Source organism: Kaistella sp. SH40-3 (assembly GCF_030686865.1).
Taxonomy (GTDB): Bacteria; Bacteroidota; Bacteroidia; order Flavobacteriales; family Weeksellaceae; genus Kaistella.
In genome coordinates, this window is sequence record NZ_JAQYUS010000008.1 from 118,731 (window position 1) to 143,022 (window position 24,292).

Sequence of the window (24,292 nt, forward strand, 5' to 3'; positions counted from 1 at the left end):
AAATTCTTTCTACTTTATTTTTAAATTTTGATGATAGATGATTTAATTTTAAAAAAAAAAGAATCCGCAGATTTCTCCACGGATTCTAAAAACACAAATGATGAAAAAAAATTTTTCAATAATATAACGGCAAAAACCGTGCAATATTATGTTAATTGAAAGTTAAACTTTTTACAACTCTGTTGGTCGGAAAACCAAACCGCTTTCATCAAAGTAATCCAAAGTGATTCGATCGCCATCACTAACATGACCAGCCAAAATTTCTTTAGACAATTTATTCAGAACTTCTTGCTGCAGGACTCTTTTCAAAGGCCGCGCACCAAAACTAGGATCGTATCCTTTGTTGGTAATATACTGAATAGCATCATCGGTTGCCGTCATTATAATACCACGTTTTTCTAACATTTCATTAAATCCACGCAATTGATAAAGGACGATTTTACCAATCTGTTTTTTATTTAAAGGTTGGAAAAGAACGGTTTCATCAATACGATTTAAAAACTCAGGTCTTAAAGTTTGTTTCAATAAAGCGAAAACCTCTTCTTTTGATATTGCTACAATTTCATCCACATTATCATCGGTTATTTTATCAAAATTTTCCTGAATGATATGCGACCCAAGGTTTGAAGTCATAATGATAATTGAATTTTTAAAATTCACGACTCTTCCTTTATTATCAGTCAACCGACCATCATCTAAAACCTGCAGCAATGTATTGAAAACATCTGGATGCGCCTTTTCAATTTCATCTAAAAGCACGACCGAGTAAGGTCTTCTTCGAACTGCTTCGGTTAACTGTCCTCCTTCATCGTAACCCACATATCCTGGAGGGGCACCCACCAATCGAGACACCGAATGTCTTTCTTGATATTCACTCATATCGATTCTGGTCATATTATTTTCGTCATCGAATAAATATTCGGCAAGTGCTTTTGCCAATTCGGTTTTACCAACTCCGGTTGTTCCGAGAAATAGGAAACTTCCGATAGGTTTTTTCTCGTCATTTAATCCTGCACGATTTCTACGAATTGCGTCTGCGACTGCTTCTATGGCTTCTTCTTGACCTACTACTCTTTTGTGCAGTTCATCTTCTAAATGAAGTAATTTTTCGCGTTCTGACTGAACCAATTTAGTTACCGGAATTCCGGTCCATTTTGAAATAACTTCTGAGATGTTCTCGGCAGTTACTTCCTCCTTAATCAATTCATTTTGATGGTTTTGCATTTCTAATTCAAGTTTCTGCAATTCATCTTCTTTGGCTTTAATCTTACCATATTGAATTTCAGCAACTTTCGCATAATCTCCAGTTCTGGAAGCGCGTTCTGCTTCTAACTTCAAGGCTTCAATATCTTTTTTAATGGAAGTTAGATCTTCAGATTTTTGTTTTTCTTTCAGCCATTTCGCATTGATTTCATTTCGCTGTTCCGAAAACTTCGCAATATCTTCTTTCAAATGAGAAACTTTAAGATCATCACCTTCTCGGGAAATTGCGGCTAATTCAATTTCCATCTGAATTATCTTGCGATCCAAAACATCGAGTTCTTCAGGTTTTGAATTGATTTCCATTCTCAACTTCGCAGATGCTTCATCAATCAAGTCGATGGCTTTATCTGGTAAAAATCGATCTGAAATATATCGCTGCGACTGTTCAACAGCTGCAATAATCGCTTCGTCTTTGATTCGAACTTTGTGGTGCGCTTCATATTTATCTTTAATTCCACGCAGAATAGAAATAGCAGATTCAGTATCTGGCTCTTCAACCATCACCTTCTGAAAACGTCTTTCCAACGCTTTATCTTTTTCAAAATATTTTTGATATTCATTTAAAGTCGTTGCACCTATTGCTCTCAGTTCTCCTCTTGCCAAAGCAGGTTTCAGAATATTTGCAGCATCCATGGCACCTTCACCACCACCGGCACCAACCAAAGTGTGGATTTCATCGATGAAGAGAATAATCTGCCCATCTGATTTTATGACTTCATTAATTACTGATTTAAGTCTTTCCTCAAATTCACCTTTGTATTTTGCACCAGCGATTAAGGCACCCATATCTAACGAGTACAATGTTTTATCCTGCAAGTTTTCAGGAATATCTCCGGAAATAATTCGGTGTGCAATTCCTTCTGCAATCGCAGTTTTACCAACACCAGGTTCACCGATTAATATCGGATTATTCTTGGTTCTTCGGGAAAGAATTTGTAGAACACGACGGATTTCTTCATCGCGCCCAATTACTGGATCGAGTTTTCCTTCCGCCGCAAGTTCATTAAAATTCTTGGCGTATTTATTTAAACTTTGGTAGGTTTCTTCAGAACTTGCAGAAGTTGCTTTAGATCCTTTTCGCAATTCTTTGATGGCCATTTCTAAACCATTTTTGGTAACGCCCATATCTTTGAGCATTTTCGAAACATCAGAATTTACATCTAATAAAGAAAGCCAAAGATGTTCGATGGTTACAAACTCATCATCCATTTTCTTGGCAACATTCGGAGCATCGAGCAAAACTTTATTCGCAGACTGTGAAAGATAAATATTTCCTCCTTCTACTTTCGGAAGTTTTTCGATATTCTCGCGGTTTCTTTCTCTGACCAATGTTAATTCTGCTTCTGATTTCTTTAATAAAAATTCAGAAATATTTTCATCTATCTGGAAAATCCCTTCCAATAAATGTTGTGGTTCAATACTTTGATTGCCGAACTCCATCGCAATCTGTTGCGCTTTCTGAATGGCTTCTTGTGATTTTACGGTATATTGATTTAAGTTCATCATATTAATTTTTAAAATTTTAAGAAACAGTAAGAATCCATATAAAGTTACGAATTCCTACGCCTCTAATCAATTATTTTTCAATTCTTATTTCTATTCCTCAAAAACCATTCTTTTAAATATAATTAATAAAAAGCGGTCAAAATTTCCGAATTCAATAAATATTACTAGAAATAAATAGTCAAAATTTCCGAAATTGCGGATTTTGCAACTTTTAATGAAGACAAATAGGTAAGTTATATTGTAACCTATTGTTATAGAATAGAGCGATGATGGAAATCCTTTTTCTGGCTTTCAAAAAATAAGTATATTTGTTGAACTCACTTTTATTGAGATTTCAAAATATTATGCATCATTTTCATCAACTTAAAGCAACTAAAGTATCCAAAGAAACCAACGATTGCATTCATATCGCTTTCGAAATTCCGGAAAACTTAAAACACGAATTTTCTTTTAAACAGGGACAATATATTAATGTAAGATTTGTTTTTGGGGAAGAAGATTTGCGACGAAGTTATTCTATAATCAACGCACCGAGTGAAGACCATTCTGAACTGGAAATTTTGGTGAAACATCTTGACCAAGGTAAAGTTTCAACTTATCTGAATCAGGAATTGAAAGTGGGCGATGTGGTGGAAGTAATGGCGCCGTCTGGGCATTTCTATACGCATTACCATATTTCAAATCAAAAAACCTATATCGGTTTAGCAGCAGGAAGTGGGATTTCGCCCGTGTTGTCTAATATCAAAGAAGCGCTTTATCAGGAACCTCAAAGTTCGGCTTACCTCTTTTTTAGCAATAGAAGTTTCACAGATATTATCTTTAAAAAAGAAATCGATGATTTGGTTGAAAAATTTGAAGGCCGGTTAAAAGTAGTTTTCCTGTTGTCCAGAGAAAAGCATTACGAAGATGAACTTTTTGAAGGAAGAATTTCAGCAGAGAAACTCGATCTTTTATTCCAAAGATTTGATGGTATTCCAGTTCAGGATTCCACTTATTTTATTTGTGGACCGTCGGAAATGATCAAAGGAATTTCTGATTATTTGAAAAAAGAGAAGAAAGTTCCGTCGCTTCAAATTATGTATGAATATTACGCCGCTCCTGATGAAGAAGGAAATGCAGAAATGAGTGATGAATTTAAAGCCATTCCGAATTTAGAAAGCATGGTCACTTTAATTATTGATGATGATGAATATTCATTTCACCTTAATTCAAAGAAAAACAGCATTTTAGACCAAGCGTTAGCAGAGAAACTTCCGGTTCCGTTTGCCTGCAAAGGTGGCGTTTGCTGTACCTGCAAAGCACAGGTTATGGAAGGTGAAGTATTTATGGAAAAGAATTTCGCCTTGACTGATGATGAAGTTGAGCGAGGTTTTGTATTAACCTGTCAATGTCACCCGACAACCAATGTGGTGATGTTGAATTACGATGTATAATCGAGTAATTTTTAAAAACTAACAATTATGAAAAACTGGAAATTTGCCTCTTTAATCGAAGTTGAAAAAGAATTTAAAGTAGAAGGAATTAATATTTGGAATCATTATTGGCATTGCTCTGACCGTAAGATTGAAGTTATTGGACCGCTCAGCGGAAATCCGTATCTATTCAATGAATACGAAATTAGAACTCCGGAAAAAACAATCACTTTCGTAGTGGGAGAATTTTCTGAAGGAAGAATTGGACTTTATCTATTAGAAGAAGACGCGATTAATGCGCATCAAACTACTAATGCCCTATAATTTTTAGAAGACACCTTATGAATCACGAAAAATTTTTAGAATACGTACAAGCCGAAAATAAAGTAGAACCAAAAGACGTAATGCCCGATGACTACAGAAAGTTATTGGTAAGACAGATTTCGCAACACGCGCATTCCGAAATTGTAGGGATGTTGCCGGAAGCCAACTGGATTTCGCGCGCTCCTACTTTGAGAAGAAAAATGGCACTTTTGGCGAAAATTCAGGATGAGGCGGGACACGGTCTTTATTTATATGCTGCGACAGAAACTTTAAATAATGGAGAAATCGCTGCAGACCGAGATTCTACTTACAATGATATGCTTTCCGGAAAAGCAAAGTACTCCAGCATTTTTAATTATCCTGCACTTTCTTGGGCAGATATTGGAGCAATCGGCTGGCTCGTTGATGGTGCTGCGATTATGAATCAGGTAATGCTGATGGGGAATTCTTACGGTCCATATTCCCGAGCAATGGTAAGAATTTGTAAAGAAGAATCTTTTCACCAGAGACAAGGTTATGAAATTTTGATGACGCTTTGCCGTGGAACGAAAGAACAGAAAGATTTAGCACAAGAAGCGCTGAACCGTTTTTGGTGGCCAGCATTAATGATGTTCGGACCAAATGATGCCGATTCTCCTAACTCTCAAAAATCGATGAATTACAGAGTAAAACGGGAAAGTAACGATTCTCTTCGTCAACGGTTTGTAGATGTAACGGTTTCGCAGGCAGAATTTTTAGGTTTAAAAATTCCGGATGAAAATCTAAAATGGAACGAAGAAACCCAACATTACGATTTCGGTGAATTGCCTTGGGATGAATTTATGGAAGTTTTAAAAGGAAACGGACCGTGTAATAAGAAACGTTTGGAGACTAAAAGAAAAGCGCAAAGGGAACATTCTTGGGTGAAGGATGCTGCGATGGCTTTTGCAGCGAATATGAAAAAGGAAATAGTAAATAATTAATTGCCGCTCAAAACTTTTCAACCACAAAAACAAGAAAAGTTTTATTAAATAAGTTATTCAAAAGCTTGCAAAAGGATTATCGGTTTAAGATTTCACTTTTTGTACTCTTCTGAATAACTTCTTTTTTTTAATAATCTCTTTCGAGATTTAGAACAACACTACTCAATTAATAAAATCTAAATATATGATTTGGCAAGGACGCTTCGATGGTGATGAACCTTTATATCACAGAATTTTTCAACGGGTTTCTCTGGAAGATGATTACGATACCATTTCAACGAACGATTTCGTTTTACACGGTTTTGCAGTTGATGAAGGCGTGAAACGCAATAAAGGAAGAGTCGGCGCACGAAACGCACCAGATATTATTCGAAAAAATATTTCTAATTTCCCTGTTATCAGTCCTGGTTTTACTTTAAAAGATTTTGGTAATATTGATTGTGAAAATGAGGATTTAGAAAACGCCCAGAATAAACTTGCAGAAAAGATTAAAATCGTTTTACAGAAAGGAGGCAAATCAGTCGTATTCGGTGGCGGACATGAGGTTATGTTTTCTCATTATTCTGGAATAAAAAAAGCATTTCCAGATAAAAAAATAGGTATCATTAATATAGATGCCCATTTCGACAATCGCGAAATCGACCCAAGTATAGGTCCAAGTTCAGGAACAGGATTTTGGCAGATTGCTCAGGAAGGCGATATTCATTCTTTACATATCGGTATTCAAAGAAATTCAAATACATTAAAACTATTTGATACTGCACATGAATATAATATGAAATATATTTTAGCAGACGAACTTTTCTTTGAGAATCTACCAAACCTTTACGCTAAACTCAATGAATTCATTAATCAATCAGACGTTGTTTATCTAACTGTTTGTATGGACGTTTTCAATGTTTCAGTTGCACCAGGAGTTTCCGCCTTGGCTTATAATGGAATTTTTGCCGATGCCGCTTTCATGCATTTGTTCAAACTTATTTTAACGTCTGACAAATTAATTGCGATGGATGTCGCAGAAGTCAATCCCATGTATGACACCAACGAAATCACCGCAAGACTCGCAGCATCTTTTATTAACGAGTGGTTTATGATCAAATGAAAAACACATCATTCGATCTAAGCATTCAAATATAATTATCTTATTTTTGATTATTCCATTAATATAAAGTACTTTTCAATTACCATAATTACAAGAAAAAATCCCAATACATTTTTGTATTTATTTTTTCTAAAAGCTGAATTTAATTAAGGTGAAAGTCATTAAATACCCTTTAGATTATAGATTCTTTGATGATCATGTCAGGAAATGTTCTTAAATTAGCTGCGAAGTTATTGGGAACATGCTAATTAAGTTTTACCAAATTTAATCTTAGATTAATACTTTAATTATTCTTAAAAAAACTTCAAATCATAAAGAATTTTATATATTTGCACCAATTAACAATTAATTAAAATAAATTACTATGTCAGACATTGCATCAAGAGTAAAAGCTATTATCGCTGATAAACTCGACGTTGAAGAAACAGAAGTAACTCCAGAAGCTAGCTTCACTAATGATTTAGGAGCTGATTCTTTGGATACTGTAGAATTAATCATGGAATTCGAAAAAGAATTTAACATTCAAATCCCTGATGACCAAGCAGAGAAAATTACTACGGTAGGACACGCTATTGCTTACATTGAAGAAGTAGTGAACAAATAATATTCTATCAACAAAGAAAAAAAATTTATGGAATTAAAAAGAGTAGTTGTAACTGGCTTTGGTGCGATTACGCCTGTCGGAAAAAACGCTAAAGAATTCTGGGAAAGCCTTGTAAAAGGTGAGAGCGGAGCTGCTCCTATTACTCTTTTTGATGCCACAAAATTCAAAACCAAATTCGCGTGTGAAGTCAAGAACTTTGATCCATTGGAACATTTCGATAAGAAAGAAGCCAAAAAGATGGATCGTAACACGCAATTAGGTCTTATTGCAGCAAGAGAGGCCGTAGAACATTCCGGTATTATCTCAGACAGTTTAGACCGAAATCGTGTAGGCGTAATTTGGGGTTCTGGAATTGGCGGTTTAGAAACTTTTGAAAAAGAAGTATTGGGTTGGGCGAATGCAGACATTCCAAGATTCAATCCTTTCTTTATTCCAAAGATGATTGTCGATATCACACCAGGACACATTTCAATTGAGTACGGCTTTCATGGGCCTAACTATGCAACAGTTTCTGCATGTGCATCTTCTGCAAACGCATTAATCGATTCTAAGATGCTCATCCAATTAGGAAAAGCAGATGTAATTGTTTGTGGTGGATCTGAAGCAGCAGTTACTGCAAGTGGCGTTGGCGGATTTAACGCAATGATGGCACTTTCGACCAGAAATGATGATCCAAAAACAGCCTCAAGACCATTTGACAAAGACAGAGATGGATTTGTTCTTGGTGAAGGAGCAGGTTGTATTATTTTGGAAGAATATGAGCACGCTGTAAAACGTGGCGCAACAATTTACGCTGAATTAAAAGGAGGTGGAATGAGTGCAGATGCCTATCACATGACGGCACCTCACCCTGAAGGTTTAGGCGCTTATCTCGTAATGAAAAACTGTTTAGAAGACGCTGGTATTACTGCCGATGAAGTAGATCACATCAATATGCATGGGACCTCTACTCCATTGGGAGATATTGCAGAATCTAATGCAATTTCAAAATTATTGGGAGAACACGCTTTCGACATTCAGATTAATTCTACCAAATCGATGACTGGCCATTTACTTGGTGCAGCAGGAGTTGTTGAAGCAATTGCAGCAATACACACCATTATCCACAACATCGTTCCACCTACCATTAATCATTTTACTGATGATGAAAGGATTGACAGCAGATTAAATTTTACATTTAATCATGCAGTGAAGAAAGAGGTGAATGTTGCAATGAGTAATACTTTCGGTTTCGGCGGACACAATGCTTGTGTGCTCTTTACCAAAATTTAAGACCCAGAAAATTCTATGGAGTTAAAGAAATACATTTCTAAATTCCTAGCTAGAAGAAAAAAAAATCTCTCGGAGAAAGACTATTTTTTAAGCAGTGAAATGACCAAAATTACGGGTTGTCCTGTTCGAGATATTAATTTATACCGTGAAGCATTTTCTTTAAAAACTTCATCTAAAACTAAGCAAACAAAAAACTACGAACGACTAGAGTTCTTAGGAGATTCGGTGTTGGGAACAATTATTTCCTGCCACCTTTTTGCGACTTATCCTGATGCAAATGAAGGATATCTTACCCAGATGAAGTCAAAAATTGTGAACCGGAAAAACCTCAATAAATTAGGGACTGAACTTTCATTGACTAAATTTTTGCAAAACGAATCTAAAACTGCGCTCAGCGAAAATATCTCCGGAAATCTTTTTGAAGCCCTAGTAGGAGCAATATATCTTGACCAAGATTATGACACTTGTAGAAAAATTATTCTAGAAAGATTATTAACTCCGTCAGAGATTAACAAACTTGAGCACAAAATTGTAAGTTACAAAGGCTTACTGTTGGAATGGAGTCAAAAGAAAAAAGTGGTCATTAAATATGAAACTTTAGAGGAAGTTCAACCCAATAAAAATTTGGTTTTTAGAACTCATGTCTGGCTTGGTGACGATAAAATCTCTAATGCTACCGAAACTTCTAAGAAAAAAGCAGAAGAAAAAGCAGCACAAAGAGCATTTTATATTTTAAATAAAAAACAAAGTATTCTTGAAAACCCAAAAGTTCACTCTCGAGATTGAAGAAGACGATGAAATTACTTTAGGATTAGTACGTCTCATAAAAGAAGTTCCCGACTACGAACTTTTTTACCATCTTAATTCCTTAAACCCATTTAAGTTTACCAGAATTAAAGATCTTCTATTTCAAGGAACATATTATGATTATTATTATCCAAGGTTTCAGGCATTTCATCATGATTCAAAAATTTGTATTCATTTCATTGCCAACAAGTCAAGTTACAGTGTTCAAAAAAAGATTTCAACAGAACTATTTAACACAGAGGTAGATACGAAATATTTACTCGATCACTTTCCGGATGTTAATTACATTATTAAGACTTCTGAACCATTTGATGATTTTTCAGTAATTTTGCTCCCTGAAAATCTTATGTTTCAGATTCAGGATTTTCAATTAAGCCCTATCGAGGAGCTTTATCAATTAATTCAATATTATGAATAAATATTTAAAAAAGACAAAAATTATTGCAACCCTTGGCCCAGCATCTTCTGATAAAGAAACGATGACTCAGTTGGTTCAAGCTGGTGTAGATATTTTCAGAATAAATTTCTCTCACGCTGATTATGATCTTGTTAGAAAAAACGTAGAAATGATCCGCGAAATTAATAAGGAACTTGGACAATCTGTCGGAATACTGGGAGATTTACAAGGTCCAAAACTTCGTGTAGGTATTGTAAAAGAAGGATCATATTTGAATCCAGGCGATATCCTAACCTTTACCAATGAAAAAATTGAAGGAGATTCTACAAGAGTTTACATGACGTATCAGAAGTTTCCTCAAGACGTAAAAGCCGGGGAAACAATCATGATTGATGACGGAAAATTGGTTCTACAAGTTATTGAAACCAATAATGTAGATACCGTAAGAGCAAAGACTATTCAGGGAGGACCGTTAAGTTCTAAGAAAGGCGTAAATCTTCCGAATACGAATGTTTCGCTTCCTGCCTTAACGGAAAAAGACATAGAAGATGCTAACTTTATATTAGATCTTGAATTAGACTGGATTGCCTTATCATTTGTCCGTCACGCGCAAGATATTATTGATTTAAAAGAAATCATTAAAAATCACCCGACCAATAAGCAGAAAACCCCAATTATTGCAAAAATCGAAAAACCAGAAGGAGTCAAAAACATTGACGAAATCCTTATGGAATGCGATGGTTTGATGGTTGCCCGTGGTGATTTAGGTGTAGAAGTTCCAATGGAAGAAGTTCCAGCAATTCAGAAAAACCTGGTAGAAAAAGCACGTAAATATTCGAAACCGGTAATTATTGCAACCCAAATGATGGAGACTATGATTAACAGTTTAACACCTACCAGAGCCGAAGTAAATGACGTAGCAAACTCCGTGTTAGATGGTGCTGATGCAGTAATGCTTTCTGGTGAAACATCTGTTGGACGTTACCCTGTAGATGTGGTGAAAAACATGTCGAAGATTATTAAGAATATTGAGCAAACACATTTTTACAGACATAAAAACTCACCAATTGAACATGATTTCGATTGTATTGATGAACGTTTTATTACAAATAGAATATGTTTAGCAGCGGTAAGAATTGCAAAAACAACCAATGTTGAAGCAATTATTACTTTGACTTATTCAGGATATACGGCTTTTCAAATTTCTGCTCACCGACCGAATTCAAATATTATTGTTTTCAGTTCTAACAAACGCGTAATTACTATGTTGAATTTATTATGGGGAGTTCGTGCATTCTATTATGACATGCAAAAATCCACCGATGAAACGATCATTCAAGTGAATATGCTGGCACATACTTACGGTTATGTGGAACAAGGTGATTTTGTTTTGAACCTTAATGCAACACCAGCTTATGAAGACGGAAAAACAAATACTTTAAGATTAACCAACATTTAAGGTTTTTAATCAATTAATATAATGCGTTCCAATGGAGCGCATTTTTTTTTGAAGTGTAATAAGTAGAGAATAAAAAAGAACGGATAAATAATTATCCGTCCCTAAAATTTTAATTTTATCATTTGTGTTTAGAATGCAAAAATAAGTTATAAATCTATTTGAAATTTGTACAAGTTTGTACAGTTATAATTGTTAAATTTTTCCTAAGTTTGTTTAACAAGTTAAAAAACAAATGAATACCGACCGAAGAATTTTAAATGAACTAAGAATTTCGGTTTCAAATAAATTAGGGAAACAAATTTCTTCTTCAGTTCATTGCGATGAACTTTCTGCGGAAATTAATAAAATGGGAATCGTCATCAATCCACAAACTTTTAGAAGGTTTTTTGGGCTGATTAAGAATAGTGGCAAATTTCATATTTATACTTTAGACACGCTCGCACAATACTGTAATTTCAGGGATTATGCCGATTTCAAAAAAGGTCTTATTCAAAATGAAATCGATTTATTTTTAGAAAATCTGCACACTGAAACCGATGATTTTAATTACTGGTCTTTAAGTGAAACTATTTGTCGTAAAATTATTGATTCTCCAACGCTGCTCATCGAGGTTCAGCATCAATTAATAAAATACCCTTTAGCCCGAACCTTTTTTATGGAGCATCATCCTCTGCGGGATTTAGCAGGAACGGTCTATGTGCAATATTTTCAGGATTATCTAAAATTTGAACAGAGCAATGAAGCAAAATTATTTGCATTCGGATTTTTATATATGGGCGCTTTTTTAACAGATAATAAGGAATTTAAATTTCTTTATTCCGAGCGAATAAAAAATATTGAACTCACTTCAGAAGTTTATGTTTTGCCTGCTGGCAGAAAATTCGGCGTTCTCCTTCTTGAATCCTGGTCAAAGAAAGACAAAAAAGATTTTAAAAAAATTTATAATCAGATGTTGATTGCAAGGGAAAATTATACGCATATCTCCGAAAAATCGGTTTGTAGTTTTGAGTATGCAGTGTTAGAACATTTAATTTTTACGGATAAGACTGAAGAAATGCGTTTTCTAATTGAGAACAATACTTTTCAAAAATACAATGATCGAGAATTTGTGCCGCAGGACAGAAAAGAAAACCACGACGTTTGCTGGAATATCATGTGTGCTGTGGCATATTTAAAAATGAAAGAACATAGCAAATGTGAACAATATTTGAATAAAGTGATCTTAGAAAATCTTTCTTTGGGTTGGAAAAAATACTATTCTATTCTTTTTTATTTTGTAAAATATGAATTTGCAAATGATAAGGAAAGAATAACCATTAAAAACACCCTTGAAAAATTGATTGATGAAACACACTTTACTTTTTATTTAAAAAAAGTTGAAAAGTTAGAAATCAAGAATTTAAAAAATCAACAACTTAGAAAAGCAGTTTCATGATAAACCGTAAACAATTCCTAAAAAAATAATCCGTTCAAGAAATTGAACGGATTATTTTAAATATAATTTTAACCTTGTCGGTTTTGATTATTACATCATTCCCGGCATTCCACCACCCATTGGCATTGCTGGTTCTGCACTTTTCACTTCAGTGATTACGCATTCTGTGGTCAATAACATTCCTGCAACAGATGCTGCGTTTTCTAAAGCGACACGTACTACTTTCGTAGGGTCAATAATTCCTGCTTCATACATATTCACGTATTGATCGTTTTTCGCATTGAAACCGAAATCTCCGCTTCCTTCTGCTACTTTTGCAACCACTACAGAACCTTCTCCACCTGCATTTTCTACAATTTGTCTCAATGGTTCTTCAATGGCTCTTTTAACGATTTTGATTCCCGTAGATTCGTCTTGGTTTTCACCTTCAATATTCAAAGCAGAAATTGCTCTTACTAACGCTACACCTCCACCAGGTACGATACCTTCTTCTACTGCAGCTCTTGTTGCATGTAAAGCATCATCAACTCTATCTTTCTTTTCTTTCATTTCAACTTCAGAAGCAGCACCTACGTAAAGTACGGCAACACCACCAGCTAACTTCGCCAATCTCTCTTGAAGTTTTTCTTTGTCGTAGTCAGAAGTTGTAGTTTCCATCTGCGCTTTGATCTGGTTCACACGACCTTTGATTTGTGCTTCGTCTCCTCCACCGTTTACCAATGTTGTGTTGTCTTTGTCGATCACTACTTTTTCAGCAGTTCCCAACATTTCCAAAGTTGCGTTTTCCATCGTGAAACCTCTTTCTTCAGAAATTACAGTTCCACCAGTTAAGATTGCGATATCTTCTAACATTGCTTTTCTTCTGTCGCCAAATCCTGGAGCTTTTACAGCAGCAATTTTTAATGAACCTCTTAATTTATTTACAACTAAAGTTGCCAAAGCTTCACCTTCAACTTCTTCAGAAATAATTAATAAAGCTCTTCCTGCTTGTGCAACTGGTTCTAAAACTGGAAGCAAATCTTTCATTGAAGAGATTTTTTTCTCAACCAAAAGAATATATGGGTTTTCTAATTCAGTTACCATTTTCTCAGGATTAGTAACGAAATAAGGCGACTGATATCCTCTGTCAAACTGCATTCCTTCTACAACATCAACAGTTGTATCGGTTCCTTTTGCTTCTTCAACAGTGATTACTCCTTCCTTACCAACTTTACCAAAAGCTTCTGCGATTAGTGTTCCAATGGTATCATCGTTATTTGCAGAGATAGAAGCAACTTGTTTAATTTTTTCTGATGAATCACCAACTTCCTGAGATTGAGATTGAAGACTTTCAACAACCGCAGTAACTGCTTTATCGATTCCTCTTTTCAAATCCATTGGGTTTGCTCCTGCTGCTACGTTTTTCAAACCTTCGCGAACGATTGCCTGAGCTAAAACGGTTGCGGTAGTGGTACCGTCTCCAGCGATGTCATTGGTTCTAGAAGCAACTTCTTTTACCATTTGAGCACCCATGTTTTCTACTCTATCTTCAAGTTCGATTTCTTTTGCAACAGAAACTCCGTCTTTGGTTACATGTGGTGCACCGAAAGATTTTTCGATTACTACGTTTCTTCCTTTTGGACCTAAAGTTACTTTAACTGCATTAGCCAATGCATCAACACCTCTTTTCAAAGCGTCTCTTGATTCAATATCGAATTTTATTTCTTTTGCCATTTTTATCTGTATTATGTAATTTAGAAATTACTTTATATTATTAATTAAATTTTAATGCGGGATAATCTTGTAATTTTTACAAAAATTTATCCGATAATTCCTAATAAGTCACCTTCTTTTACAATAAGGTAATCTTTACCATCTAACTTCAATTCGGATCCAGAATATTTTCCATAAAGAACTTTGTCACCAACTTTCACTGTAGTGGGTTCGTCTTTTTTTCCTGGTCCAACTGCAACAACAATTCCTTCCTGTGGTTTTTCTTTTGCAGTGTCTGGAATAATAATCCCTGATGCGGTCGTAGTTTCAGCAGCGGTTGGCTCAACAAGAACTCTATCTGCTAATGGTTTGAAATTTACTGACATATTTTAATTTTTTAATTATTAATTAACTGCAGTGGATTTGACTAAAAGAATGCCAAGCATATTTTTCTGCACTTCTGTCACTGATAACTTTGTAGTGAGAAATTATGGCAGAAAAAAAAACATTTAAAAAATCTTAAATGGATACGTAATTAACTCTTTTTTCTTCTCCTTTTTCTTGTTTTTTAGGAGCCTTTAGTAAGTCAGTTCCCTCATCTATTGACAAATACTATTTCTTCCCAGCAGCCTGCATCGGATTTATCTTTCCATTCGCCGCACCTCTAGACACTGCTCCTTGTTTTTGTTTAAAGACCTGGAACTTGGAAGTCGGTTCGGCGATTTCTCCCCAGAAATTATTAGAAGTATCTATATCTGCAGTTTCCTTCATCGGATCGAGTTGTATTGATTTTAATTTTTTGCCGAAGTAAAAAGTTTTAGAAACCTCTTCTTCATTTTTTCTCCAAATTTGAGCGGAAGATTTATCGTTCAATTTCGTTCCATCTTCAAAGGTAAATTCTAAAATAATTGGCATTACCAAACCGCCTTTGTTTACAAAATCAACTTGATAAGCGTAAATGTTTTCTAATTTTGTTTTTTCTTTTGGTGGGACTTTTTCAAAATTATCTACCTTTAATTTATACTCTTTTGTTTGATCCACTTTTTCCAGTCCGCGATTATAGCGCCAGTAAAAATCTTGAGTTTCTTTATCTTTATCGGTATAGAAAGTAATGTTTTTATCTGCTCTATTAATGATTTTCGATTTATCTTCGAACGCATTTTGCAAAGGTGGATCTACATTATAAGTAAGTTCTCCCGCTTTCGGAATGGCATCTAAATCTGGTTTTAGAACAGTAACTTTATCGATGGCGATATCAACGGGATCAATTCCATAAAACCAACCTCTCCAAAACCAATCCAGATTTTCTGCACTTGCATCATTCATCGTCCTGAAGAAATCTGCAGGTTCCGGATGTTTGAAAGCCCATCTTTTGGAATACGTTTTAAATGCTTTGTCGAACAATTCTCTTCCAATAATGGTTTCCCTTAAAATATTTAAACCTGTTGCAGGTTTTGAATAAGCATTGGGTCCAAACTGAATAATATTTTCAGAATTCGTCATAATCGGCTCCAACTGCTCTTTTGGTAATTTCATGTAATCAACGATGGTATGTGCCGGACCACGACGCGATGGGAATTTATTATCCCATTTTTCTTCGGTCAGATATTCTACAAAAGTATTCAAACCTTCATCCATCCAGGACCATTGTCTTTCATCGGAATTAATGATCATTGGGAAAAAGTTATGTCCAACTTCGTGAATAATTACGCCAATCATTCCGTTTTTAATTCCTTCAGAATAGGTTCCGTCTTTTTCGGTTCGTCCATAATTAAAACAAATCATTGGATATTCCATTCCGTTAGCCGCTTCAATGGATTGTGCGACGGGATAAGGATAGGGAATCGTGTATTCTGAATACGTTAAAATTGTATGCGCAATAACTTTGGTTGAAAATTTTCTGTAAAGATTATAGGCCTCCTTCGGATATAAACTCATCGCCATCACCTCATTTTTATTTTCTGGAATAATGACTTTCATTCCGTCCCAAATAAATTTACGGGAAGAAGTCCAAGCGAAATCCCGAACATTATCTGCTTCGAATTTCCAGATTTTTCTTTCTTTAGATTTATTTTTTTCTGCTTTTTTTGCTTCTTCTAAAGTTACAATTTCGATGGGTTCTTTTGCGGTTTGTGCTCGTTTCCATCTAACCAATTGTGCTGGCGTTAAAACCTGTTCGAAATTTTTTCCCGCTCCTGTTGAAGCAACAATATGATCTGCCGGGACATTCATCGACACTTTGAAATCTCCAAAAGCCAACGCAAATTCTGCACGGCCTGTAAACTGATTATTTTGCCAACCTTTGAAATCACTGTAAACGCACATTCTCGGATACCACTGGGTTATGGTATATAAATCATTTCCATCTTCGGAGAAGAATTCGTAACCACCGCGGCCGCCCATTTTAATTCGGTCAGGGATATTGTAATTCCAGTCAATTTTAAATACAAATTTTTCTCCTTTCTTTAAAACTTTTGGGAGATCAATTCTCATCATGGTTTTGTTGACCACATAAGACATTGGTTTCCCAGCAGCATCGGTCACTTTCTCTAACTTAACGCCATATCCATTATTCTTAGCAGGCAATTCTGTGGTCTTTAAATCATCGGAACTTAACTGTTTTGGTAAAAAAGAAGAATTATCATAACCTGCATTGTTCACTGAAGAATGTTCATTTTCATCCAGTTGCAACCATAAATAATCGAGTTCATCTGGCGAGTTATTGTAATAAGTAATGGTTTCTGAACCTTTTAGATTTCTTTTCTCTTCATCTAAATATGCAGTGATATCATAATCTGCACGATTTTGCCAATATCCCTGTCCAGGTGCTCCAGAACCGGTTCTGTAATAATTCGGCGTAGGAAGTATGGTTCCTAATTGCTCAAATTTATTACCGTGATTACTTTTCGGATTGTTTTGAATATCTTGTCCAAAAATGAAAAAGGAACAAAAAAGGAAAGTTAAAATTTTTAATTTCATTGTAATAATAGATAAGAGTTATCGAATATTCAAATTTAATTATTTTTATTCGGTTGTCTGTATTTTTTCTGATAAATCAATTTGAATCTAACTACTCATCTGCGCCCAAATAAAAACTTAAATACGCTCTAAAATCATTTGTGCGGAAAGGATAATTGAAATGACTGAAATCCCAATAATCCAATACTTCTGCTGGAATTTCAAGAATTTTGAAAGCAGTTATAACATAACCATAACCAACAGCACCACTGTGATCTGCCCTAATTCTAAACCAATATTAAAACCTAAAAGCGGAACGGCAATATTTTGTGCTGATGCCATCGCCATTCTCGCCGTATTGGCAAAACCCATTCCGTGAATTAAACCGAAAATCAACGCTAAAACATAATTGATTTTCATAAGTTTTTTTTGATTTTCACGAAATAAAATATTGTCGAACGCAGTGAGCATAATGGTTACTGGAATTAAAATCTCTACCAATGTAGAGGGAAGTCGCATGATATCGAGAACACTTAATGCGAGGGTTAAAGAATGTCCTATTGTAAATGCGGTAATAAGAATCAGTATTTTGCGCCAGTCTTTGTAAAAATAAACGGCCACTAAAACCAATATAAATAATTGATGGTCAAGAGCATCCCAAGAAATAATATGTTCCCAACCGAGTTTTAAATAGAATAAGAAATCCTGCATTAAATTTTTCGTGTAAAAATAGAATAGTTAAATCAAAAAATCAACACTTTAAAGATTTTTTAAGGGAAACATCAATGGATTAAACAATTGTTTGAATATCTTCATTAGAAACTTGTGAAACAGTAATTAATACAATAGTTTTGCGAAACTTAAATTAATTAAATTAAACATGAAAAGAAAACTACTTTTTATAACAGGAAGTGTTTCGACAATTCCTTTACAGACTAAACTACGACAGGTTAAGCACTTCTTAACTTTGTTGTTTTTGTTATCATTTGGGATCATCTTCGGACAATACCAAAAGATCGACTACAAATTTGAAACGCTTATTAAAGAAAGCAAAAATTCAAATCAAACTGCGCAGAAATTAAACAATTTGGCTGAAAGTTTAAAGCTAGATCAGCATCTTGTTGTAACTGGTAAAGGAGCACAAACTATGTATTCATGTATTGTTTACACCGATCATGCTGAAAAATTAAAAGCAAACGGAATATTAGTACAAAGTACGCTGCCAAAGTTTGTGACCGCTCTGGTAACTATTGACGATTTAGAGAAAATGGCTCAAATGAAAGATGTAATATCTATCATCGCACCAGATTTTGATGAGTTGCATAATGATACCAGCAGAATTCAATCGGGAGCAAACCTACTTCAAGCAGGTGTTTTAAATAACACCACTTATAATGGTGAAGGAGTCTTAGTTGGAATTTATGACAGTGGAATCGATTGGAAACATCCTGATTTTAGAGATGCAAACGATCCTACTAAAAGTAGAATTATAAGCATTTGGGATCAAACCTTGACCAAAATTGGCTCAGAAGTAAGTCCTGCAGGTTTTGCAAAAGGAGTGGAATACAGCAAAGCACAAATCGAAGATGAATTAGATGGAACTCCTGCAAATTTTGTAAGACAAAAAGATACGAATGGTCATGGAACGCACGTTGCTGGTACAGTAGCAGGAAATGGTGCTGGTTTTCCAGATAAAAGGCACAGAGGATTTGCGCCGAATGCACAAATCGTTTTTGTAAAAGGGGGAGACGGATCTTTTTCTCAAGCCAATACAATTGATGCAATCACTTATTTTCAAAATGTTGCAACAGCACTCAACAAGCCTATCGTATTCAATATGAGTATTGGTGGTCAGGGAACTGCGCATGATGGAACTTCTGCACATGAAGTTGCTATTGATGCATTTACTACTTCAGGTCCTGGTCGTGTTGCTGTAATTTCTGCAGGAAATGTTTACGGAACAAATATTCACAGAAAAGTAAATATTGACCCTAGTTCTACAGGAAGTTTCAGCATTACTGCAGGAAGCAGTACTTCAGTTTCATCTGTATTTTCATTCTATATGTACGGAAGCAGTGATAATGATGTAGTAGCAAAATTAACGACACCAGATGGTGGTGTTTACCTTTCTCCACCAGGAGCCACAACTTCTCATCCTATTCAAGGAGGAAAATTCACGGCTTTAGTTTACAACTGGGTTTCATCTGCAAATAACAAAAGATATGTGCAGGTTGTCATTACAAGAAATACTGGAACTACAGATAACAGTCAAGGACTTTACACCATGGAACTTACCAACAGTGGAACAACTCCAATGATGGTTCATGGATATAAAGTTTCAGAAGGTGTTGCTTCGGTTTTAACTGATGCGGATAATGAATATATTGTAGGTTCACCTGGTAATGCTACCAATGCAATTACTGTTGCTTCTTATATCGCAAGATTAACTTCTTATAAATCGAATCCTTCACCTGGTGGTTATACACTAACAAACAATCTAGCCGAAAATATTTCGTCATTTAGTGCACAAGGTCCAAGAGCAGATGGTTTCCAAAAGCCAGATATTACCGCTTCGGGACAATATGTAATTTCTGCAATGTCATCAGACGCAATGTTGGCACCAAGTTCTTCTGATAATATTGATGGAACTTATTACAAAAAAAACCAAGGAACAAGTATGTCTGCGCCAGGAGTTGCAGGTGCTGTAGCATTGCTTCTGCAAGCAAATCCTAATCTAACTGCAGCAGAAGTAAAAGCAAAACTTACAGCAAACGCTAGACAAGATGCGATGACAGGAACCGTTCCTAATCCGAGATGGGGATTCGGTAAATTAGATATTTATAAAGCAGTGGCGGATGAAATCGGCTGTCAAACTTCTGAAACAGAAACGATTGCTTACGATGAGCAATTCTACATCAGTACTCAAGATAGCAATACGACTTCTAACAATACTATTTTTGCAGTAAAATATACGCCTACCATTACAGGAAAATTAGGATCTGTTTTATTTTATACTGGTTCTGGAGCATCTGGTGATATTCCAGTGACGATTGCAGTGAGAACGGTAGAAGATGGAAAGCCAGGTCAGGTTTTGGCTGCTAAAACTTTTAATTCTCTCTTGAACGATTTCCAAAGAAGCGCTTGGAATTCTGTAGATTTTAGCCAGTTTGGACTTTCAGTGACAACAGGACAAGATTTCTACATAACAATTGACGCTTCAGGAGGAGCAATGTCATTAAGAAGAGAAAGCATCAACTTAGATAATAGAAGTATGTTCTCTACTGATGGCGGTACAACCTGGGCTCCATCAACATCTGATTACAGAATTAGAGCGATGGCGTATGAAGACAAACCTCAAATTAAAAAATTAGCTACACAAAATGAGACCGTTTCTTTTGTAATGGCAGAAGGTAAAAACTATGTAACTACGAATTGTAACTTAGTTGGTTTGGTAGAAAAAACTGCCACCAATACTATTACTGGAAATGTTATGGCAAAGGTTTGGTTGACCAGTCCGGAATCAACACACGTAGCAAGAAGATATGAATTTACCCCTGCTACAAATCCAGGAACTGCGACAGGAAAAGTTACTTTGTATTTCGAGCAATCAGAATTCGATGCTTACAATGCAACTAACTCTAAAAAACTACCAACTTCGCCAACTGATAATGAAGGAAAATCAAACATTTTGATTGATAAATTCGCGGGAACAAGTTCAGATAATTCAGGTTCAATCACATCTTACACCAACGGATTTGTAACACTAATTCCAAGCATTGAAAACGTGAAATGGAACCCTACTTACCAATATTGGGAAGTAACGATTGACACTACAGGATTCAGTGGATTCTTTGTAAGAACAAGTTCTTCTTTCCTTGCGACCGCAAATGCGAAACAAGATCAAGTTGCGATTTATCCAAATCCAGTTAAAGATGTTTTGAATATTGACCTTAAAAACAACCAAGGAAATGTGAAAATTTTCGACTTATCTGGAAAAGTTATTGTAACAACTTCAGTAAACAAGTCTGGTTCAGTTGATGTTTCTAAACTTTCGAAAGGAATGTATATCGTAGAAATTACAACGAATGGAAATTCTAAAGTGACCAAAAAAATCATTAAAGAATAAATTCCCTCTTATAATTTATAGTAAAGTGGCAGTCGAAAGATTGCCACTTTTTTTATCTTTGTTAAAATATCATCTTCATGTTATCAAAAAGATTTCTTTTATTTTTTATCACCACTTTTTTGGTTCTTACTTTAAGTTCTTTTAAAAGTTATTCATCTTCTTTATCTAATGAGTTTCACCCTTATCACGTAGGTTCAGTAGAATTTAATTATAACTCAAAAACCAAAACCTTTGAAATTACTGGGAAGTTTTTTTTGGATGATTTAGAAAATGCCTTGAAAGAAAAATATGGAACAGCAGTTCATTTTAATGATGAAAAATACAAAGCAGAAATCAATGAACTTCTGAAATCATACTGCAGTGATTATTTAAAATTAAAGACTGACAACAAATTTTTAAAAATTAATTATATAGGATTTGAAGAAGACAGCGAAGCGGTGAATATTTTCTTAGAATCAGAAGCAACGAATCCACCCAAGAAAGTAGAAACAGCAGTGAGTTTTCTTTACAACCTTTTCGATGATCAAATGAATATCATCCACATCATTGTTAATGGAAAACGACAAAGTGAAAAACTAAATTATCCGAATCGGTATTTGTATAAAAATTTCTAAAACTCAGAATTAATCTTTTCTGCAAATTTTAAAAGTTTGGGAAAGAAAACATCGAAATGCTTTTGTAATTGCGGTTTGTTATTCAGAAACAAGTCAAAAACATCCAAATCTTTTTCCAAATACTTTGCTTTGTTCAACACATTTTGGATTGAATATTTAATTCCCCAATCTTCTTTGTAGTTGTACAACCAGTTGTCTTTTTCCATTCCATCAACCATTTTTAGCAAACGTTCTGGCAGAAACTCTTCGTATTTCCGCAAGGCTTTATAAACTTTTTCAGCGTGGTTTTTCAACGCATCATCGCTTAAAGAATTTGCTAAAAAATAATCCATCGAAACATCTACAAACGCTCCAGCATACAATCTTACTAATGGACTGAATATTTTTTTGGCATCCTGCATTTCCGGATCAGCATCAGTAAACGTATCGATTTCGCGATGCAAAGTAATTCCCTGTTGCATTCCGAGAGGATAGGAATAGCGATCTCTGTTCGGAATACTATCTTCCAAAAATTGCCCCACGATTTGTTCATCGGAAAAAGCGAGAAAAGAATGGGCCAGGTAATTCATTGTTTTAGATTTTAAATGAAGTTATAAAAACATTAAAACAGACATTCATGAAAATCCTCAATCTTGCTTACTTCGACTATTGTAATTCCGTATTTTTTCTTTGGAATTTTATTAAGGTTTGAAACAAATATTTTTTCATAACCTAACTTATCGGCTTCAGAAATTCGTTGCTCAATTTGTGGAATCGGCCTAATCTCTCCACTTAAACCAATCTCGCCTGCAAAACAGAAATGCTCAGAAATCGCAATATCTTCATTGGAGGAAAGAATAGAAGCGACCACTGCCAAGTCTAATGCAGGATCTCCCGTTTTTATTCCGCCCGTAATATTTAGGAAAACATCTTTCGCTCCCAACTGAAAACCGGCTCTCTTCTCTAAAACGGCCAAAAGCATATTGAGTCGTTTTGAATCAAACCCAGTACAACTTCTCTGCGGCGTTCCATAAACTGCCGAACTTACCAAAGCCTGAATTTCGATCAACATCGGACGGTTTCCTTCTAAAGTTACCGCAACAGAATTCCCTGAAAGTTCTTCAAATTTCTTGGTGATTAATATTTCAGATGGATTTTTAATTTCCTTTAAACCCTGGGAAACCATTTCATAAATACCAATTTCTGCAGTTGAGCCAAAACGGTTTTTACTCGCTCTCAATAATCTGAATAAATGATTTCGGTCGCCATCAAAATTCAAGACCACATCAACCATATGTTCCAAGACTTTTGGACCGGCAATTTGTCCGTCTTTGGTAATATGTCCAACCAGAAAAGTCGGTGTATTTGTTTCTTTAGAAAATTTAATAATTTCATTCGAACATTCCCGGATCTGAGAAACTGTTCCTGGAGAACTTTCGATCAATTGACTTTGCAGCGTTTGAATCGAATCGATAATCATAAAATCTGGCTTCAATTTCTTGGCTTCATGTAAAATTTTTTCCACCGAAGTTTCTGTAAAAAGAAAACAATTAGGGTTTTGAAGTTCCGTCAATCGGTCTGCGCGCATTTTAATTTGAGACGCACTTTCCTCCCCCGAAACATATAGAATCTTCTTCTTCATTTTCAAAGCCAATTGCAACAACAAAGTAGATTTTCCAATACCTGGCTCACCACCAATCAAAGTCACAGAACCCAAAACGATTCCACCACCGAGTACGCGATTTAATTCCTCAGAAGGAGTTGCAATTCTCTGCTCCTCATTGGTCTCCACTTCAATAATATTAATGATATGTTGTTTAGATCGGTCTGCATAACTTTTCGCGGGAGATTTCTCTACGATTTCCTCTACCAAAGTATTCCATTCTCCACAATTCTTACACTGTCCCAACCACTGCGGATACTGTGATCCACAATTCTGACACAGATATGCTGTCTTAACTTTTGCCATGCTGCAATTTCCTGAAAATAATTGAAATTTCAATACTTTTAATGCTTACAGTATAAATAAATTGTTTTCTAAGGAGCAACCAGATTTTCGCTTCTTACCAATCCCATCCCGATCTTCATTACAATTCCTCATTTCGGTACTCGTCTTGCTCGCACCTCATTCCGGGATTTTCATTTCGATCGGGGCTAAAACTTCAGGCAGTTTGTTTTACCACTATTTTTGAACCAAGATATTTTTAAGATATCGATAAGAGCCAATTAATATCTCTTACCCTATTCTTGCTATGACTTAATCGTACAAAAAACCTCCTACAATTAAATGTATGAGGTTTAAAAAAACTGGTCTCGTTCTTCTGACATGATAAACTACTGAACTACTTTTTCATCATTGGGAATTAATCTATTCTCTATC

19 protein-coding genes are annotated in these 24,292 nt (G+C 35.2%); 12 read left to right on the plus strand and 7 right to left on the minus strand.

What is annotated here, in order from left to right; translation table 11 throughout:
- Positions 1 to 171: 171 nt before the first annotated feature.
- Complete coding sequence (gene clpB / locus PUH65_RS12925; protein ID WP_305520573.1) at positions 172 to 2,766, minus strand: ATP-dependent chaperone ClpB; 2,595 nt, start codon at positions 2,764 to 2,766, stop codon at positions 172 to 174.
- A gap of 347 nt (positions 2,767 to 3,113) precedes the next feature.
- On the opposite strand from clpB, the gene PUH65_RS12930 reads away from it, so the two are divergent.
- The 10 genes from PUH65_RS12930 (at position 3,114) to PUH65_RS12975 (ending at position 12,543) form a co-directional block, all read left to right on the plus strand.
- Positions 3,114 to 4,202, plus strand: coding sequence for an FAD-binding oxidoreductase (locus PUH65_RS12930; protein ID WP_305520553.1), 1,089 nt, complete (start codon positions 3,114 to 3,116; stop codon positions 4,200 to 4,202).
- 27 nt (positions 4,203 to 4,229) lie between these two features.
- On the plus strand, positions 4,230 to 4,505 hold the full coding sequence (locus PUH65_RS12935) for a hypothetical protein (protein WP_305520554.1): 276 nt from the start codon (positions 4,230 to 4,232) through the stop codon (positions 4,503 to 4,505).
- Between the two features lie 17 nt (positions 4,506 to 4,522).
- Positions 4,523 to 5,467 carry a 1,2-phenylacetyl-CoA epoxidase subunit PaaA gene (gene paaA, locus PUH65_RS12940; protein ID WP_305520555.1) on the plus strand — a complete coding sequence of 315 codons (945 nt, stop codon included), beginning with the start codon at positions 4,523 to 4,525 and terminating at the stop codon, positions 5,465 to 5,467.
- A gap of 184 nt (positions 5,468 to 5,651) precedes the next feature.
- A complete protein-coding gene (hutG, locus tag PUH65_RS12945) occupies positions 5,652 to 6,569 on the plus strand; it encodes a formimidoylglutamase (protein ID WP_305520556.1) in 918 nt (305 codons plus the stop codon).
- A gap of 364 nt (positions 6,570 to 6,933) precedes the next feature.
- Positions 6,934 to 7,173 (plus strand): acyl carrier protein, encoded by a 240-nt coding sequence (locus tag PUH65_RS12950; protein WP_002976354.1) that lies wholly within the window; start codon positions 6,934 to 6,936, stop codon positions 7,171 to 7,173.
- A gap of 27 nt (positions 7,174 to 7,200) precedes the next feature.
- Entirely contained in the window at positions 7,201 to 8,445 is a 1,245-nt protein-coding gene (gene fabF / locus PUH65_RS12955; RefSeq protein ID WP_305520557.1) for a beta-ketoacyl-ACP synthase II, read from the plus strand.
- A gap of 15 nt (positions 8,446 to 8,460) precedes the next feature.
- A complete protein-coding gene (rnc, locus tag PUH65_RS12960; protein ID WP_305520558.1) occupies positions 8,461 to 9,231 on the plus strand; it encodes a ribonuclease III in 771 nt (256 codons plus the stop codon).
- Positions 9,200 to 9,670 carry an IPExxxVDY family protein gene (locus tag PUH65_RS12965; protein WP_305520559.1) on the plus strand — a complete coding sequence of 157 codons (471 nt, stop codon included), beginning with the start codon at positions 9,200 to 9,202 and terminating at the stop codon, positions 9,668 to 9,670. The genes rnc and PUH65_RS12965 overlap by 32 nt, the downstream gene beginning before the upstream one ends.
- Positions 9,663 to 11,108 (plus strand): pyruvate kinase, encoded by a 1,446-nt coding sequence (pyk, locus tag PUH65_RS12970; protein ID WP_305520560.1) that lies wholly within the window; start codon positions 9,663 to 9,665, stop codon positions 11,106 to 11,108. Before PUH65_RS12965 ends, pyk begins: the two co-directional genes overlap by 8 nt.
- A gap of 232 nt (positions 11,109 to 11,340) precedes the next feature.
- A complete protein-coding gene (locus tag PUH65_RS12975) occupies positions 11,341 to 12,543 on the plus strand; it encodes a hypothetical protein (protein WP_305520561.1) in 1,203 nt (400 codons plus the stop codon).
- A 90-nt stretch (positions 12,544 to 12,633) separates the two neighbouring features.
- On the opposite strand, the gene groL is transcribed toward PUH65_RS12975, so the two are convergent.
- From groL to PUH65_RS12995, 4 genes are all read right to left on the minus strand, one after another.
- Positions 12,634 to 14,256, minus strand: a complete 1,623-nt coding sequence (gene groL, locus PUH65_RS12980) for a chaperonin GroEL (protein ID WP_305520562.1) — start codon at positions 14,254 to 14,256, stop codon at positions 12,634 to 12,636.
- An 86-nt stretch (positions 14,257 to 14,342) separates the two neighbouring features.
- A complete protein-coding gene (gene groES, locus PUH65_RS12985; RefSeq protein WP_305520563.1) occupies positions 14,343 to 14,621 on the minus strand; it encodes a co-chaperone GroES in 279 nt (92 codons plus the stop codon).
- Positions 14,622 to 14,847: 226 nt separating this feature from the next.
- Positions 14,848 to 17,214, minus strand: a complete 2,367-nt coding sequence (locus PUH65_RS12990) for a M1 family metallopeptidase (protein WP_305520564.1) — start codon at positions 17,212 to 17,214, stop codon at positions 14,848 to 14,850.
- Positions 17,215 to 17,433: 219 nt separating this feature from the next.
- Complete coding sequence (locus tag PUH65_RS12995; protein WP_305520565.1) at positions 17,434 to 17,904, minus strand: HupE/UreJ family protein; 471 nt, start codon at positions 17,902 to 17,904, stop codon at positions 17,434 to 17,436.
- 169 nt (positions 17,905 to 18,073) lie between these two features.
- Here PUH65_RS12995 and PUH65_RS13000 point away from each other — a divergent pair, with 169 nt between their 5' ends.
- Positions 18,074 to 21,319 (plus strand): S8/S53 family peptidase, encoded by a 3,246-nt coding sequence (locus PUH65_RS13000; RefSeq protein ID WP_305520566.1) that lies wholly within the window; start codon positions 18,074 to 18,076, stop codon positions 21,317 to 21,319.
- A 77-nt stretch (positions 21,320 to 21,396) separates the two neighbouring features.
- Positions 21,397 to 21,933, plus strand: a complete 537-nt coding sequence (locus tag PUH65_RS13005) for a DUF6702 family protein (RefSeq protein WP_305520567.1) — start codon at positions 21,397 to 21,399, stop codon at positions 21,931 to 21,933.
- Here PUH65_RS13005 and PUH65_RS13010 read toward each other — a convergent pair.
- Positions 21,930 to 22,502, minus strand: a complete 573-nt coding sequence (locus PUH65_RS13010; protein ID WP_305520568.1) for an ACP phosphodiesterase — start codon at positions 22,500 to 22,502, stop codon at positions 21,930 to 21,932. The genes PUH65_RS13005 and PUH65_RS13010 overlap by 4 nt on opposite strands.
- Before the next feature lie 32 nt (positions 22,503 to 22,534).
- Positions 22,535 to 23,881 carry a DNA repair protein RadA gene (radA, locus tag PUH65_RS13015; RefSeq protein WP_305520569.1) on the minus strand — a complete coding sequence of 449 codons (1,347 nt, stop codon included), beginning with the start codon at positions 23,879 to 23,881 and terminating at the stop codon, positions 22,535 to 22,537.
- Between the last annotated feature and the right edge of the window lie 411 nt (positions 23,882 to 24,292).